The organism is Streptomyces sp. DSM 40750 (genome assembly GCF_024612035.1).
Lineage (GTDB): Bacteria > Actinomycetota > Actinomycetes > Streptomycetales > Streptomycetaceae > Streptomyces.
In genome coordinates this window covers 3,065,411-3,079,804 of record NZ_CP102513.1, presented here as the reverse complement: position 1 = coordinate 3,079,804, position 14,394 = coordinate 3,065,411, and the positions used below count along the sequence as shown (strand labels likewise).

General features: G+C 67.2%; 13 protein-coding genes and 1 tRNA gene. 4 read left to right on the top strand and 10 right to left on the bottom strand.

Annotated features, from left to right (window positions below; all coding sequences use genetic code 11):
• Positions 1-21: 21 nt before the first annotated feature.
• Entirely contained in the window at positions 22-1,185 is a 1,164-nt protein-coding gene (locus JIX55_RS13740) for a GDSL-type esterase/lipase family protein (protein WP_257563588.1), read from the top strand.
• Between the two features lie 4 nt (positions 1,186-1,189).
• Here the strand turns inward: JIX55_RS13740 and JIX55_RS13735 are convergent, their stop codons facing one another.
• Positions 1,190-2,998: a 5'-nucleotidase C-terminal domain-containing protein gene (locus JIX55_RS13735; protein WP_257563587.1), complete on the bottom strand. Its 1,809-nt coding sequence runs from the start codon at positions 2,996-2,998 to the stop codon at positions 1,190-1,192.
• Positions 2,999-3,194: 196 nt separating this feature from the next.
• Between JIX55_RS13735 and JIX55_RS13730 the strand changes: the two genes are divergently transcribed.
• Both JIX55_RS13730 and pyk read left to right on the top strand, forming a co-directional pair.
• Positions 3,195-3,917 carry an SIMPL domain-containing protein gene (locus tag JIX55_RS13730; protein ID WP_257563586.1) on the top strand — a complete coding sequence of 241 codons (723 nt, stop codon included), beginning with the start codon at positions 3,195-3,197 and terminating at the stop codon, positions 3,915-3,917.
• 152 nt (positions 3,918-4,069) lie between these two features.
• Entirely contained in the window at positions 4,070-5,506 is a 1,437-nt protein-coding gene (gene pyk, locus JIX55_RS13725; protein ID WP_257563585.1) for a pyruvate kinase, read from the top strand.
• A gap of 4 nt (positions 5,507-5,510) precedes the next feature.
• Here the strand turns inward: pyk and JIX55_RS13720 are convergent, their stop codons facing one another.
• Together JIX55_RS13720 and JIX55_RS13715 are read right to left on the bottom strand one after the other, a co-directional pair.
• Positions 5,511-6,287 carry a helix-turn-helix domain-containing protein gene (locus JIX55_RS13720; protein WP_257563584.1) on the bottom strand — a complete coding sequence of 259 codons (777 nt, stop codon included), beginning with the start codon at positions 6,285-6,287 and terminating at the stop codon, positions 5,511-5,513.
• A gap of 106 nt (positions 6,288-6,393) precedes the next feature.
• Positions 6,394-6,468 (bottom strand) — tRNA-Leu (locus tag JIX55_RS13715).
• Between the two features lie 98 nt (positions 6,469-6,566).
• Between JIX55_RS13715 and JIX55_RS13710 the strand changes: the two genes are divergently transcribed.
• Entirely contained in the window at positions 6,567-7,223 is a 657-nt protein-coding gene (locus tag JIX55_RS13710) for an ANTAR domain-containing response regulator (RefSeq protein WP_257563583.1), read from the top strand.
• 77 nt (positions 7,224-7,300) lie between these two features.
• Here JIX55_RS13710 and JIX55_RS13705 read toward each other — a convergent pair whose 3' ends face one another.
• The 7 genes from JIX55_RS13705 to JIX55_RS13675 all read right to left on the bottom strand — a co-directional run bounded on the left by JIX55_RS13705 (position 7,301) and on the right by JIX55_RS13675 (position 14,335).
• The gene (locus JIX55_RS13705; protein ID WP_257563582.1) at positions 7,301-8,017 is read right to left on the bottom strand and encodes an ABC transporter ATP-binding protein; all 717 of its coding nucleotides are present in this window, start codon (positions 8,015-8,017) and stop codon (positions 7,301-7,303) included.
• Positions 8,014-8,925 carry an ABC transporter ATP-binding protein gene (locus JIX55_RS13700; protein WP_257563581.1) on the bottom strand — a complete coding sequence of 304 codons (912 nt, stop codon included), beginning with the start codon at positions 8,923-8,925 and terminating at the stop codon, positions 8,014-8,016. Before JIX55_RS13700 ends, JIX55_RS13705 begins: the two co-directional genes overlap by 4 nt.
• Positions 8,926-8,928: 3 nt before the next feature.
• On the bottom strand, positions 8,929-10,755 hold the full coding sequence (locus tag JIX55_RS13695; protein ID WP_257563580.1) for a branched-chain amino acid ABC transporter permease: 1,827 nt from the start codon (positions 10,753-10,755) through the stop codon (positions 8,929-8,931).
• A 5-nt stretch (positions 10,756-10,760) separates the two neighbouring features.
• Positions 10,761-11,693 (bottom strand): branched-chain amino acid ABC transporter permease, encoded by a 933-nt coding sequence (locus tag JIX55_RS13690; RefSeq protein WP_257563579.1) that lies wholly within the window; start codon positions 11,691-11,693, stop codon positions 10,761-10,763.
• A 110-nt stretch (positions 11,694-11,803) separates the two neighbouring features.
• Complete coding sequence (locus JIX55_RS13685; RefSeq protein ID WP_257563578.1) at positions 11,804-13,033, bottom strand: branched-chain amino acid ABC transporter substrate-binding protein; 1,230 nt, start codon at positions 13,031-13,033, stop codon at positions 11,804-11,806.
• Positions 13,034-13,313: 280 nt separating this feature from the next.
• On the bottom strand, positions 13,314-13,940 hold the full coding sequence (locus tag JIX55_RS13680; protein ID WP_257563577.1) for a Tat pathway signal sequence domain protein: 627 nt from the start codon (positions 13,938-13,940) through the stop codon (positions 13,314-13,316).
• Positions 13,937-14,335: a hypothetical protein gene (locus JIX55_RS13675; protein WP_257563576.1), complete on the bottom strand. Its 399-nt coding sequence runs from the start codon at positions 14,333-14,335 to the stop codon at positions 13,937-13,939. The genes JIX55_RS13680 and JIX55_RS13675 overlap by 4 nt, the downstream gene beginning before the upstream one ends.
• Positions 14,336-14,394: the final 59 nt, after the last annotated feature.

Genomic DNA, 14,394 nt, shown 5'->3' with positions numbered 1-14,394 from the left:
AAAGCTGCCTACCTTTCGGGCATGAACAGCACCCGCGCAGGCAAGGCCTGGATCGCCGCTCACCGCTCCGCCACGATCGACCCGTACGAAGCCTTCAAACTCTTCGAAGTCCGAGGCTTCACCGACCAGACCGTACGCCAGACCGTGCGCCCCGCCGGCGGCGGCGAGGCCCTACGCGTCCGCCTCAGCAACCGCTACGGCAGGACCCCGCTGGACATCGGCGGCGCCCACCTCGCCCGCCGCACCGAAGGCAGCACCATCGACCCCACCACGGACGTCACCCTCCTCTTCGCCGGCGCCGAAACCGTCACCGTCCCGGCCGGCGAAGAAATCATCAGCGACCCCGTCGAAGGCACCCTCACCGCCGGCGAGGAACTGGCCCTCAGCCTCTACCTCCCCGGCGACACCGGCCTCACCACACACTCCGCGATCCCCTACGACGTCGGCCACGCCGTCCCCGGCGACCAGCTCACCGCCGAATCCCTCGACGAATCAGACGAACTCATCACCGGGCACTTCCTCACCGGCATCGACGTCCTCGCCCCCGAGGACACCCGCATCGCCGTCGCCTTCGGAGACTCCTGGATCGAGGGCATGGCCACCACCCCCGGCACCGGCGGCAGCTTCCCCGCCCAGCTCGACCGCCGCCTCACCAGCGGCTGGATCGTCGCCACCGGCATCTCCGGCAACCGACTCCTCACCGACGAGATCGGCGCCCACCTGCTCTCCCGCGTCCAACACGACGCCCTCGACATACCCGGCGCCAGCCACGTCATCATCCACGCCGGCCTCAACGACCTCGGCCTGCCCGGCGCCATCGCCTTCCCCGAACCGGCCAAACTGCCCACGGCCGCCGACCTGATCACGGCACTGACCGCCCTCGCCGACCGCCTCCACGCCGCCGGCCTCACCGTCATCGGCTCCACCCTCGGCCCCTACGCCGGCACCGTCTACCCCGGCTACGACACCGAAGAGGGCCAGACCGCACGCGCCGAGGTCAACACCTGGTTCCTCGGCGACAGCCACCCCTTCGACGCCGTCATCGACATCGCCGCCGCCGTCGCGGACCCCGGCCAACCCACCCGGATCCGCGACGACTACAACAGCGGCGACGGCCTCCACGTCAACGACGCCGGCGCGAAAGCCATCGCCGACGCCGTCGACCTGAGCCTGCTGGCCCTGTGACGGACTAGAAGACCGGCGTACCGTTCCGCGTCAGCTTCCAGTCCACCGACGCGAACTCCGCCGGATCGATCGCCCCCTTCGCCTTCACCCAGGCGATCATCGTGTTACGGATCTCGTCCGAGTTCGACCACAGCAGCTGGGCGGCGGCGACATAGGGGAAGTTGCCACCGCCGTTGGCCCGGTAGTTGTTCACCGCGAACACGAACTGCTTGTCGTCCGCCAACGGCGCACCCTCGAACAGCACGTTCGCGATCCGCGACCCCGCCGGCCTGGCGATGTCGATCTCGTACGTCAGACCGCTCACCGCGTCATAGTTGTAGTCCGGCGTACCGTTCGCGTTCGTCAGCTTCGCCGGATCGACCTCCGCGTCCGCCGCCGTCTGCACGAAGTAGTTCGCCGAGTACTCCAGGTACGCCTTCATCTGCGCACCCGTCATCAGCCGCGCCTCCAGTGTGTTCTCGAAGACGTACAGACCGGCCACATCCCGGATGGTCACGTTCCCCGCCGGGATCACCGCACTCCGCGAGAACGCCGCGGCCTGCGACAGCACCGGCAGTGACGCGTACTCCGTCGACGCCAGCGCCTGCTTCACCGTGTCCGCCTGGATGCGGTTGATCAGATCGATGATCGCCACATCCTTGTACGGCGCCTCCACCGACGTCATCTCGGCCGCGTTCGTACCGATGATCTGGTTGACATAAGCCACGACCTTCTCGTGCTCGTCACCCAGCATCGTCACGATCTCCGGGTCCTCCTCCACCGTGTTGGAGTTGAGAACCTGCGCGGCGACCTTCTCGACCTTCCAGCAGCCCTTGCTCCACACCAGCTCGAAGTCGAACAGCGTCAGCCGCTGCCCCCACTTCAGCGGCTCCGACAGCACGACCTGCTTGCCCGTCTCCTTGTTGGTGACGAAGTACTCCGGGATCTCCGTGTGCGCGTGCCCCACCAGAATCGCGTCGATCCCCGGCACCTGCTCGGCCACCAGCCCCGCCGCGTTCTCGATGTACGGCAACTGGTCACCGTACGAAGAGGTGCCGGAGGAACCACTGTGCGCCGACACGATGACGACGTCCGCCCCCATGGAGCGCAGCTTCGGCACCCACTTCGCCGCCTGCTCCTCCAGCCCCGGGAACGTCATCTTCCCCTGCACGTTCGCCTTGTCCCAGATCGCGATACCCGGGTTCGTGAGCCCCAGCACCGCCACCTTCACATCACGCCCGTGCGGCGTCCGCAGCCGGTGCATGCTGTACGGCGGGAACGCCGGCCGCAGCGTCTTCGCGTCCAGCGCGTTCGCACCCAGCAGCGGGAAACGACACTGCTCCTGGAACTTCCGCAGCACCGGAATGCCGTAGTTGAACTCGTGGTTGCCCAGGGCCGCCGCGTCATAGTCGATCGCGTTCATCGCCTGCGCCATCGGGTGCACCGGACCACCCTTGGCGGTGATCGGGTCCACCTTCGCGTAGTAGTACGACAACTGCGTGCCCTGGATGGTGTCACCGGCGTCGATGAGCAGCGTGTTGTGGCGCCCCTTCTCCTTACGGATCCGGTTCACCAGAGTCGAGATCTTCGCGAGACCGACGTCGTTGTGCGCCCTGTCGTCGAACTCCTTGTCCGTGAAGTAGTCCCAGTTGAAGACATTGCCGTGCAGGTCCGTCGTCCCCATCACGGTGAACCCGTACCGCTTCGGGGCCTTCTTCCCGTCACCCGTCACCGCGGCCGCCTGCGCGTTCGGAGCCATCGCCGTACCGGCGACGGCCACTCCCGCACCGGTCACGGCCGACTTCTTCAGAAACTTCCGGCGGTTCAAGGGCATATCGGGGCACTCCTCGGGAAACGAATCTCAACGCGCGTAGACAACAGGGCACGACAAGCGCGACGCGACAAGGGAACACGCGCGACAACGCGCGTAGATTCTGACCCGTACATTCCCAACAGCAACAGACCCAGCAGGTTTCGATCTGATGACCGACCCCCACCCCAGCCCGGCCACCGGTGACAGAGTGGGACGTATGGCCACCAGCTCAGAGGAAGCCCAACCCGCCGCCGTCCCCTACGGCACCCCCGACGCGCCCCGCATCGCCGTCCGCGGCGAAGCCCGCCTCGAAGTCGACCCCGAAACAGCCCGCATCCGAGTCACCGTCCTCGCCCGCGGCAAGGACCGGCGCGCCGCCCTCGACGACCTCACCCGCCGCAACACCACCGTCCTCGACCTCATCAAGACCTACGGCGAAGCGGTCGAACGGCTGGAGACCGGCACCCTCTCCATCACCCCCGAACTCAAGGAGAAAGGCAGAGGAGAGAGGATCCACGCCTACCACGGCCGCGTCCACATCACCGCCGAGCTGACCGACTTCACCGCACTGGGCGAACTCACCACACGCCTGGCCGACCTGGACCTGACGAGCGTCGACGGCCCCTGGTGGTCCCTCCGCCCCAACTCACCCGCCCACAGACAAGCCCGGCAGAAGGCCGTCAAGGAAGCCGTACAGCGCGCACGCGAATACGCCGACGCCCTCGACACCACACTCGCGGCCCTGGTCGAACTCGCCGACATCGGCGCGGAGGCCACCCCCCAGTCCTTCGGCCCGGCAGCCCCCCGCGGCCCCATGCGCTCCGCCAGAGCCAAGGGCGCCGAGGACACCGACGCCGCCCCCCTCGACCTCGAACCCCAACGCCAACACGTCTACGCACAGGTCAACGCCCGCTTCACCATGCAGCCGCCACGACTCTGACCAACCGCCGGGGTGCTCCCGCCAGCTCATCCGAGCGCCCCGGCGCACACTTCAACCCTTGTGACCACTTGTCAAATACCGTTCACCCAAAGGTCGTTGAGTAGTCAGGCCCCACCAAATCGCTACCGGCCGGTAAGCCATAGGCTCGAAACATGCGCCGAGCAAAGATCGTCTGCACCCTCGGGCCCGCCACCGACTCGTACGACCAGATCAAGGCACTGGTCGAGGCCGGCATGGACATCGCCCGCTTCAACCTCAGCCACGGCGGCCACGCCGAACACGACGAGCGCTACCAGCACGTCCGCAAGGCCGCCGACGAGACCGGCCGCAGCGTCGGCACCCTCGCCGACCTTCAAGGCCCGAAGATCCGCCTCGGCCGCTTCACCGAAGGCCCCGTACTCCTTGAACGCGACGACACCTTCACCATCACCGTCGAGGAGAACGTCGAAGGCAACGGCGACATCTGCGGCACCACCCACAACGGCCTCGCCACCGACGTCACCACCGGCGAACGCATCCTCGTCGACGACGGCAAAGTGACACTCGAAGTCACCGCGGTCGACGGCCCCCGCGTCCACACCCGGGTCGTGGAAGGCGGGATGGTCTCCGACCACAAGGGCCTGAACCTCCCCGGGGTCGCAGTGTCGGTGCCGGCGCTGTCCGAGAAGGACGAGGAGGACCTCCGCTGGGCCCTCCGCACCGGCTTCGACATCATCGCCCTGTCCTTCGTCCGCTCCGCCCGGGACATCAAGGACGTCCACCGGATCATGGACGAGGAAGGCCGCCGACTCCCCGTCATCGCCAAGATCGAGAAGCCCCAGGCGGTCGACAACATCGAGGAGATCGTCGCCGCCTTCGACGGCGTCATGGTCGCGCGAGGCGACCTGGGCGTGGAAATGCCCCTCGAACAGGTCCCCCTGGTCCAGAAGCGCACGGTCAAACTCGCCAAGCGCAACGCCAAGCCGGTCATCGTCGCCACGCAGATGCTCGACTCGATGATCAACAACTCCCGCCCGACGAGGGCGGAGGTCAGCGACGTCGCCAACGCCGTCCTCGACGGCACGGACGCGGTGATGCTCTCCGGCGAGACGAGCGTCGGCAAGTACGCGGTGGAGACGGTCCGCACGATGGGCCGCATCGTGGCGGCGGCGGAAGAGGACCTGCTCGCGAAGGGCCTCCCGCCTCTCACCGAGCACAACAAACCCCGCACCCAGGGGGGCGCGGTGGCCCGCGCGGCAGCCGAGATCGGCGACTTCCTGGACGCCAAGTTCCTGGTCGCCTTCAGCCAGTCCGGCGACACGGCCCGCCGCCTCTCCCGCTACCGCTCACCGATCCCGCTGCTCGCCTTCACCCCCGACCCGGCGACGCGCTCGCAGCTGAGCCTGACGTGGGGCGTGGAGACCTTCCTGGGGCCGCGCGTGGACTCGACGGACGCGATGGTCGACCAGGTGGATGAGCTGTTGTTGAAGTACGGCCGCTGCAAGAAGGGCGACGTCGTGGTCATCACGGCGGGCTCACCGCCGGGGGTCGCGGGCTTCACGAACATGGTGCGGGTGCATCACATCGGGGAGGACGACAGCCCGAAGTAGGGGGTCAGTGTTTCGGGCCTACGTGGGTGTCCATGAGGGCTACCGAGGCTTTGCGGGCGATGGAGACGTTGAACGGGTTGCTGCCGCGAGCGAGAGTGGTCCACTCGACGCCCACCTTGTCGAGGGTGTCGGTGAAGAGCTTCCGGATGTCGTCGGATTTGTTGCTGAAGAAGTAGCGCGGGTACTCGTAGCGCTTGGTCACACCGGCGACGAGGTGGGTTGTCCAGTTGGTGATGCGGCAGCCGTCTGAGTGGATGAGGCCACGGATGAACTCCCAAGGGTGAGCATCGACGACTTCCTGCTGCCAGGGTTCGAGGAGGATGGGGCGCTCGTGCTTCTTGCCTGCGCCGTGTTGAGGGAAGAGGCACGGCCAGTGTTTGCTGGCGCTGGAGACGGCGAAACAGCCCTGCCTCTTGACCCGGCAGACGCTGTTGCTCGGGCGCACGGCACGAAGCGCGGTCTCGCATGCGTCGATGACACCGGGCCAGGTCCTGTCCAGCACGATGCGCATGTAGTAGACGCCTTTCCTATGAGCGCTGATACACCCGTCCCCAAGGTAGAGGCCCAACAGGTAGGCATACGCGGCTGGTTGCTCAGGCATCCGCGGTATGTCGTCGCACCGGGGGCAGGGGCGGCCTGTGGGGCGCTTCAGGGGTTCGATACGGCGCTGCCAACTGCGGAGAGTGGCGCGTGAGATGCCGGTTTCTCTACTGATGGAGCTCAGGCTGCGCCCCTGTGCTACGAGAGCCAAGGCCTGCTCGCGTGTACCCATGTCGCACATGCGACCACTCTGTGCAACTGATCGCGACTGTGTGCAGCAAAAAGCGGATGTTCACGAGAACGTGGACATCCGCTTAGTTGTTGCAACCTTGGAATTGAAGGAAAAGTGCCCTGGGTGGGACTCGAACCCACACTGTATGGTGTTTGAGACCATTGTCTACTGCCAATTGGACTACCAGGGCCTAGGAATCGAAGGCGCGCCCCGACTCCGTGCTCACTACTTTACCGCAGCTAGGTACTCTCTTGTCAGCAGTACCCCTGCCCTGAACAAGGAGCCCCCGTGACCGCCCCCGAGTCGCCCCAGCCCGTAGACGCGCCCGACGACGACAAGTCGCACGTGCCTCCGCTGACGACCCGTGTCGTCATCGCCGAGGACGAGGCGTTGATCCGCCTCGATCTCAAGGAGATGCTCGAAGAGGAGGGCTACTCCGTCGTGGGCGAGGCCGGTGACGGTGAGCAGGCCATCGAGCTGGCCCGGGAGCACCAGCCGGACCTCGTGATCCTCGATGTGAAGATGCCGAAGATGGACGGCATCTCCGCCGCCGAGAAGATCGCTGAGGAGCGCATCGCGCCCGTGCTGATGCTGACCGCCTTCTCGCAGCGCGATCTCGTCGAGCGGGCTCGGGACGCCGGTGCGATGGCGTACCTCGTCAAGCCGTTCAGCAAGAGTGATGTCGTCCCGGCGATCGAGATGGCCGTCTCGCGCTTCACCGAGTTGAAGGAGCTGGAGAAGGAGGTCGCCGACCTCACTCTCCGCCTGGAGACTCGCAAGCTGGTCGACCGGGCGAAGTCGATTCTGCAGACGGAGTACGGGCTGACGGAGCCGGCCGCGTTCCGGTGGATCCAGAAGACGTCGATGGACCGTCGGATGTCGATGCAGCAGGTGGCCGAGGCCGTCATTCAGGATGCCGACGAGAAGAAGGCCGCCAAGGGCTGATCCCCCCTATACATACGACGAGGCCCGCGCCCCCCACCTGAAGGGGGGCGCGGGCCTCGCCGTATGTGGGCGGGAGGCTAGTCCTCGCCGAGGTACGCCTTGCGGACCGACTCGTCGTGCAGCAGGTCGGAGCCCGTGCCGGAGAGGACGATCTTGCCGATCTCCATGACGTGACCCTGGTCGGCGAGGGAGAGCGCGGCCTGCGCGTTCTGCTCGACGAGCAGGATGGTGGTGCCCTGGGACTTGAGCTCGGAGATCGTCGCCATGATCTTCTGCATCATGATCGGCGAGAGGCCCATGGAGGGTTCGTCGAGCATGAGCAGCTTGGGCTGGGACATGAGGGCCCGGCCCATCGCGAGCATCTGCTGTTCGCCGCCGGAGAGGGTTCCCGCGGCCTGCTTCCTTCGTTCGCCCAGGATGGGGAAGAGGTCGTAGGCGCGCTGGATGTCCTTCTCGATGCCGGGCTTGTCGCTGCGCAGGAAGGCGCCGAGGCGGAGGTTGTCCTCGATGGTCATGCGCGGGAAGATGTGCCGCCCCTCGGGGGAGTGGGCGAGTCCCAGCGAGACGATGTTGTGCGCGGGGATCTTCTTGAGCGACTTGCCGTTGAACTTGACCTGGCCGCCGACGGGCTTGAGCAGGCCGGACAGGGTGCGCAGGGTCGTGGTCTTGCCGGCGCCGTTGGTGCCGATGAGGGTGACGACCTCGCCGGCGTCGACCTTGAAGGAGATGCCCTTGACGGCTTCGATCTTGCCGTAGGCGACCCGGAGGTCCTCTACTTCGAGCAGTGCGGTCATCGGTCGTTCTCCTTGCCGGGCGCGGCGTCCTTCGAGGGCTCGGCGTGTGCCTCGGCGGCCTCGACTTCGGCGACCTCGTCCTTGCCGGGTGCGTCTTCGAAGGGTTCGCCGAGGTAGGCGGCGACGACGCGTTCGTCTCCCTGGACGGTGGCGCTGTCGCCTTCGACGAGCTTTTCGCCTTGGACGAGGACGGCGACGCGGTCGCAGAGGTTGAAGATGAACCGCATGTCGTGCTCGATGACGAGGACGGCGATGCCCTTGTCTCGGATGGCGAAGACGAGTTCCTCGGTGGTGCGCGTCTCCTGGGGGTTCATGCCGGCTGTCGGCTCGTCCAGGAGGAGCAGGCCCGGTTCGCTCGCCAGTGCCCGTGCGATCTCCAGCTTGCGCTGTTCGCCGTAGGGGAGGTTGCGGGCCAGGTGTTCGGCTTTGGCGTCCAGGCCGACGAACTCCAGGAGTTCCATGGCGCGTTCGCGGGAGGCGGCTTCGGCCTTGTGGAAGCCGGGGCCGCGCAGGAGGGCGGACCAGAGGCCTTCCTTGGTGCGGGTGTGGCGACCGACGAGGACGTTTTCCAGGACCGTCATGTTGGCGAACAGGCGGATGTTCTGGAAGGTGCGGGCGATGCCGGCCGCGGTGACCTTGAAGGATTTGGGCGGGAGGACCTGGCCCTTGTAGCGGACTTCGCCCTCGGTGGGGATGTAGAGGCCGGTGAGGCAGTTGAAGAAGGTTGTCTTGCCGGCGCCGTTGGGGCCGATGAGTCCGACGATCTCGCCGCTGTTGACGGTGAGGTTGACGTTGCGTACGGCGGTGAGGCCGCCGAAGCGCATGGTCACGCCGCGGGCGTCGAGCACGGTCTCGCCGGGGGCGTTGGCGCCCGGTGTGGCGTCCTTGGTGGTGGTGTCGGTGGTCATGGGTCAGGCCCCTGCCTTGCTGAGGACTGTGGGTGCTTCGGCGTCTTCGTGGAATTCGAGCTGGCGGCGCCGGTTGGGGATGATGCCTTCCGGGCGGAAGCGCATCAGCAGGACGAGGGCGAGGCCGAAGGCGAAGAGCTGGTAGTTGCCGAGGAACTGGAGCTTGGCCGGGATCAGGTAGAGCAGTGCGGCGCCGACGAGGGGTCCGCTGATGGTGCCCATGCCGCCGAGTACGACGGCTGCGAGGAGGAACGCCGAGTTGGGCGGGACCACGTGGGCGAACTGGTACTGCTCCGGCGTCACGGTGTAGGTGACGTGTGCCTGGACCGTGCCGGCGAGGCCGGCGAGGGCGGCGCCGAGGGCGAAGGCGATGAGCTTGACCCGGAAGCCGTTGATGCCCATGGCGAGTGCGGCGGTCTCGTCCTCGCGGATCGCGATCCAGGCGCGGCCGATGCGGGAGTCGCTGCTGCGCCGGAAGACCACCACGACGATGAACGTGATGAGGAGCATCAGGAAGAAGTAGTTGGCGAACCGGGCGATGGTGAACCCGGCGATGGAGTGTTCCTGGCCGAAGTCGAAGCCGAGGATGTTGAGGTTCGGGATCGAGGAGATGCCGTTGGAGCCGTTGGTGATGTCGGGTCCGGAGGTGCCGTCCATGTTGAGGACGGCGAGGCGGAAGATCTCACCGAAGCCGAGGGTCACGATGGCGAGGTAGTCGCCGCGCAGCCGCAGGGTCGGGGCGCCGATGATGACGCCGAAGATCATGGCGACGACGGCGCCGAGGATGGCGGATGCCCAGAACGGCAGGTGGATGTCGAACGGCGAGGAGGGTGAGCCGGAGACCATGGCCGCGGTGTAGGCGCCGACGCCGAGGAAGGCGACGTATCCGAGGTCGAGGAGGCCGGCGAGGCCGACGACGATGTTCAGGCCGAGGGCGACGGTGGCGAAGATCAGGATGTAGACGCCGATGGTCGCGTACTGGTCGTCGGACTGGGTGAAGGGGAACGCGGCGGCCGCGGTGAACGCGCCGATCATGGTGATGGTGCGGTGCTTGCCGGTGACCGCGGAGACGCGGCCGACGAGACCTGCCTTGGCGAGGGCGCCGAAGCCGAAGCCGGCGGTGATGAGGAAGCCGACGAAGAGTTCGTCGTACTCGGTGCCGATGCCGTAGGTGAAGATGACCAGGCCGAGGGTCATCGCCGCGACGATGATCAGGATCTCGGCGTAGGAGGGCAGTTTGGGCGCCGGGGTCGAGGTGCCGGTGGCGAAGCAGGCCTTGGCGAGGGAGCGTGCGTTGCGTGCGCCCAGCAGGAACTCTTCCCAGCCGGTGTCCTCGGGGTCGGCGATCTCGGGTACCGGTCGTTCGAACGGCAGGGAGAGGGCGCCGAGGAGGGTGGCGAGGGTGGCGACGGCCGCGACGTAGCCGCCGGGTTCGAGGTTGACGACGCCGCCGAGCTGGATGCTGATCGCGAGGATCGTGAACCAGGCGGTGGCGAAGGTGCCGAGGGCGGCCAGTTTGATGGCGCTGTCGGCGCCGGCGGGGGTGAGCCAGCGCAGGCCCTTGATGCCGTAGGAGGCGAGGCCGAAGACGGTGGTGAGGGCGCCGCCGATGAGGACGAGGACCTGGAGGCCGCCGGGGTAGCCGTAGACGGTGAGGTTGCCGGGGAAGGCGGAGGTCCAGGTCCAGGAGAGGAAGGTGGAGATCACGGCGAGGACGCCGCCGCCGGTGGCGAGGGCACGGCCGATGTTCTCCGGGAGGCCCACGAGACCCCTCGAAGTGCTGTCGTGCTTGGCGGTCGGAGCCGGGGATGCGGTGGTGTGTGTGGTCATCGGTGTCACGCCCTGTCCGCCACGCGCTCACCGAGCAGACCCTGTGGCCTGAACAGGAGTACGAGGATGAGGAGTACGAACGCCCAGACGTTGGCCCAGGACTGGCTGCCGAACTGCTCCATGCCGGGGATGTCGGCGATGTAGGCGGTGGAGAGGGCTTCGGCGAGGCCGAGGACGACGCCGCCGAGCATGGCGCCGTAGATGTTGCCGATGCCGCCGAGGACGGCTGCGGTGAAGGCCTTGAGGCCGAGGATGAAGCCCATGCGGAACTGGACCTGGCCGTACTTGAGGCCGTAGGCGAAGGCTCCGACGGCGGCGAACGCGGCGCCGAGGGCGAAGGCGACCACGATGATGCGGTCGGTGTTGATGCCCATGAGCTTGGCGGTGTCGGGGTCCTGGGCGGTGGCCTGCATGCCGCGTCCGGTGCGGGTCTTCATGACGAAGTACGCGAGGATCGCCATGCTGATCGGGGCGGCGATCAGCAGGAAGATGTCACCGGTCTGGATGGTGACGCCGCCGATTTCGAAGGGGCCGCCGTCGATCTGCGGGAAGTTGATGGACTCCTTGGCGTCCGGGTACCAGGCCCATACCGCCTGCTGGAGGGCCAGGGAGAGGCCGATGGCGGTGATGAGGGGCGCCAGGCGTGGCGCGGTGCGCAGGGGGCGGTAGGCGAGCCGTTCCGCTCCTACGGCGGCGAGCACGGCGACGATGATGCCTCCGACGAGCATCAGCGGGAGCGCTACCCACATGGTGGTGCCGTCGGGCAGCACGTAGAGGTAGACCGTGATGGCGCCGAAGCCGCCCAACATGAAGATTTCACCGTGGGCGAAGTTGATGAGCTGGACGATGCCATAGACCATCGTGTAGCCGATGGCGACCAGCCCGTACATGGATCCTAGTAGCAGGCCGTTGACCAGCTGCTGCGGCAGTTCGTTCACCGCATGTCCTCCGAGACTTTCGGGCGTTCGACGAATGTGACCGGATGCGAGTCCGCGCGGGGCGCCTGGTGGTGCGGCGCCCCGCGCGGCTCATGGGTGTGCTGGTGGGATCAGCCGGAGTAGGTACCGGACTTGACCGCCTTCCACTCCCCGCCCTTGACCTCGTAGACGGTGAGCTGCTTGTTGGTCGTGTCGCCGTATTCGTCGAAGGCGACCTTGCCGGTCACGCCGTCGAAGGAGACGTTCTGCATCGCGGTGGTGATCTGCGCGCGGGCGTCGTCCGGGAGCTTGCCGTCGTTGTCCTCGACGACCTTCTTCACGGCCTCGATGATGGCCCAGGTCGAGTCGTAGGAGTAGCCGCCGTAGGCGGAGTAGGGCTCCTTGTAGCCCGCGGCCTTGTAGTCGGCGACGAAGTCCTTCGCGGAGGGCAGTTCCTCGACGGGGGCGCCGACGGAGGTGGCGAGGTCGCCGGTGCTGGCGGTGCCACCGAGGTTGATGTACTCGGGGTCGTACATGCCGTCGCCGCCGACGACGGGGATCTTGGCGCCGGTGGCCTTGAGCTGCTTGGTGAGCGGGCCGGACTGCGGGTACTCGCCGCCGTAGTAGACGACGTCGGCGCCGGAGTTCTTGACCTTGGTGGCGACCGCGGAGAAGTCCTTGGTCTCGGGGTCGATGTGCTCGGTGCCGGCGACCTCGCCGCCGAGCTTCTTGAACTCGTCGGTGAAGGTGGCGGCCAGGCCGGCGCCGTAGGTCTTCTTGTCGTCGATGACGAAGACCTTCTTCTTCTTTGCGTCGTTGTACAGGTACTGCGCGGCGAACGGGCCCTGGATGGCGTCCGTGGTCGCGGTGCGGAAGTACGACTTGTACGGGCGGACCTTCTTGGTCTGCCAGTCGGCGCCCTGGGTGAGGGTGGGGCCGGTGTTGGCCGGGGAGACCTGGACGAGCTTGGCGTCGTCGAAGACCTTCTGCATCGACTCGGCGACGGAGGAGTTCAGGGGGCCGACGGCGCCGAGGATGTCCTTGTTGGCGACGAACGTGGTGGCGTTCTGCTGGCCCGAGGAGGGCTGCGCCTGGTCGTCGAGGGGCTCGATCTTGAAGGTTATGCCCTCGACGTACTTTTCCTTGTTGGCCGTTTTGGCCGCGAGGTCGGCGGAGTTCTTGATGCCGAGGCCCATGGCGGAGAGGTCACCGGTCAGCGGGGCGTCGACGCCTATGACGACAGTGGTGCCGCTGTCGGCTTCCGAGCCGCCGTTTCCCTCTTCGCGCGAGCCGCAGGCGGTGAGTGTGAGTGCTCCCGCCGCCAGCGCGGCGGTGATGGCGATGAGCGAACGTTGACGCACAATCAGTCCTTTCCCTGGCACGGCCCATCCTGTTTGGAAGCGGCCGAGTCGAGCGCTGGGCCGAAGACGTGACTTCGATTCCGGTGGCGCGGTGACTGGGCGTGACTCTAAGCGTGTGTGGGGAACGTGGAGGAGAGTCTGGCCAAGGCTGTGACGCTCTTGTTATGACACGAGGTAATGCAGAGCGGTACTCAGTGGGTGGATGTGCGGAATTCAGACCGATTCGCCCTGTCCACATGCTGAGAACATGCAGGGTTGGTGCAGGTGAGTTCAGGAGTGTTCAGGTTTTTGGTGATGACAGGAAATTGTTGCTACAGGCGACTTGAAGGGCGTCGGAGAGGTCCTGCGCGTAGCGCTCACCCAGGATGAAACTGTGCACTTCTATTGCGCGTGTATTACGTAGAGTTACGTCCAGGAAAGGCAGTCCGGCGTTCTCCGGCACTTTGGCGCATTCTGTGATGCGCATGGTGATGGCCATCTTCCGGGACACGTCGGTCGCGATCCGCGCCGGAATGTGCGGATCCGTGGTGAGGGAGAGTCCCGCGTAGGGCTGGGTCATCCGCTCGATCGTGACCGGGGGACCCGACCGTACGCTCAGCTCCACCTCGAACCCGAAGCTCCCGCGCGGCGCCCCGCCGGTCAGCGGACCCAGATAGCTGACGCCGACCGCCTGGGAGGGGTACGGCGCCTCGGGCGGCGGGGCCGGCTCCGGCCGGGTGGCATGGAGATAGCCGCCGCCCGCGAGCATGGCGACGGCCGCCGCCACAGCGAACACGGCCCGGCGGTGCCGGGCGTACACCTGCGCGTACCGCCCACGAGGAGGGTCGGGCACGGCCGGGGCGTCCGCGTCGGGCACGTCCCGCGCGCGGGTGCCCTCGCCCGGCTCCACGGGGCCGACCCCGCTCATTGCCAGGGCCCCGCGCCCGGACCGCCCGCGCGGTACCACTCCGCGCAGCCCGCACGCGCCCGCCGGTCGATCAGCCGCTCCGCCGCGTCCGTGCCGTCGCGCTTCTTCTCGGCCCGGGCGGCGTCCACGACCTGGCGCAGGATCTCGTACTGCCCGTTCGACAGCCCCATGGACTGATAGTCCCCGGAGGTGTCGCCGTCCAGCGTCTCCCGCGACCAGTACGCGACGACCTTCGCGCACAGCTCCTCGGGCGGGGTGGCCGACGGCGACGAGCTGTTCCGCCCGCCCGCCGCTCCGCCCGTCGTGCCCGACTCCGCGCACCCGGTGGCCAGGACGCCGGTCAGCAGCGCCAGCCCGAGCACCGCCCCCGGCCAGGGGGCTCCTCCCGTTGCCATGCCCCGACGCTAGAGCCTGTCCGCCATGCGGGACCAGAGGTGGAAAGGCCTTCGCCTCC

Excerpts from the sequence above, each read along its gene's own strand:
- JIX55_RS13740 (WP_257563588.1), top strand. The coding sequence starts at position 22 with ATGAACAGCACCCGCGCAGGCAAGGCCTGGATCGCCGCTCACCGCTCC.
- JIX55_RS13735 (WP_257563587.1), bottom strand. The coding sequence starts at position 2,998 with ATGCCCTTGAACCGCCGGAAGTTTCTGAAGAAGTCGGCCGTGACCGGT.
- JIX55_RS13730 (WP_257563586.1), top strand. The coding sequence starts at position 3,195 with ATGGCCACCAGCTCAGAGGAAGCCCAACCCGCCGCCGTCCCCTACGGC.
- pyk (WP_257563585.1), top strand. The coding sequence starts at position 4,070 with ATGCGCCGAGCAAAGATCGTCTGCACCCTCGGGCCCGCCACCGACTCG.
- JIX55_RS13720 (WP_257563584.1), bottom strand. The coding sequence starts at position 6,287 with ATGTGCGACATGGGTACACGCGAGCAGGCCTTGGCTCTCGTAGCACAG.
- JIX55_RS13705 (WP_257563582.1), bottom strand. The coding sequence starts at position 8,017 with ATGACCGCACTGCTCGAAGTAGAGGACCTCCGGGTCGCCTACGGCAAG.
- JIX55_RS13700 (WP_257563581.1), bottom strand. The coding sequence starts at position 8,925 with ATGACCACCGACACCACCACCAAGGACGCCACACCGGGCGCCAACGCC.
- JIX55_RS13695 (WP_257563580.1), bottom strand. The coding sequence starts at position 10,755 with ATGACCACACACACCACCGCATCCCCGGCTCCGACCGCCAAGCACGAC.
- JIX55_RS13680 (WP_257563577.1), bottom strand. The coding sequence starts at position 13,940 with ATGAGCGGGGTCGGCCCCGTGGAGCCGGGCGAGGGCACCCGCGCGCGG.
- JIX55_RS13675 (WP_257563576.1), bottom strand. The coding sequence starts at position 14,335 with ATGGCAACGGGAGGAGCCCCCTGGCCGGGGGCGGTGCTCGGGCTGGCG.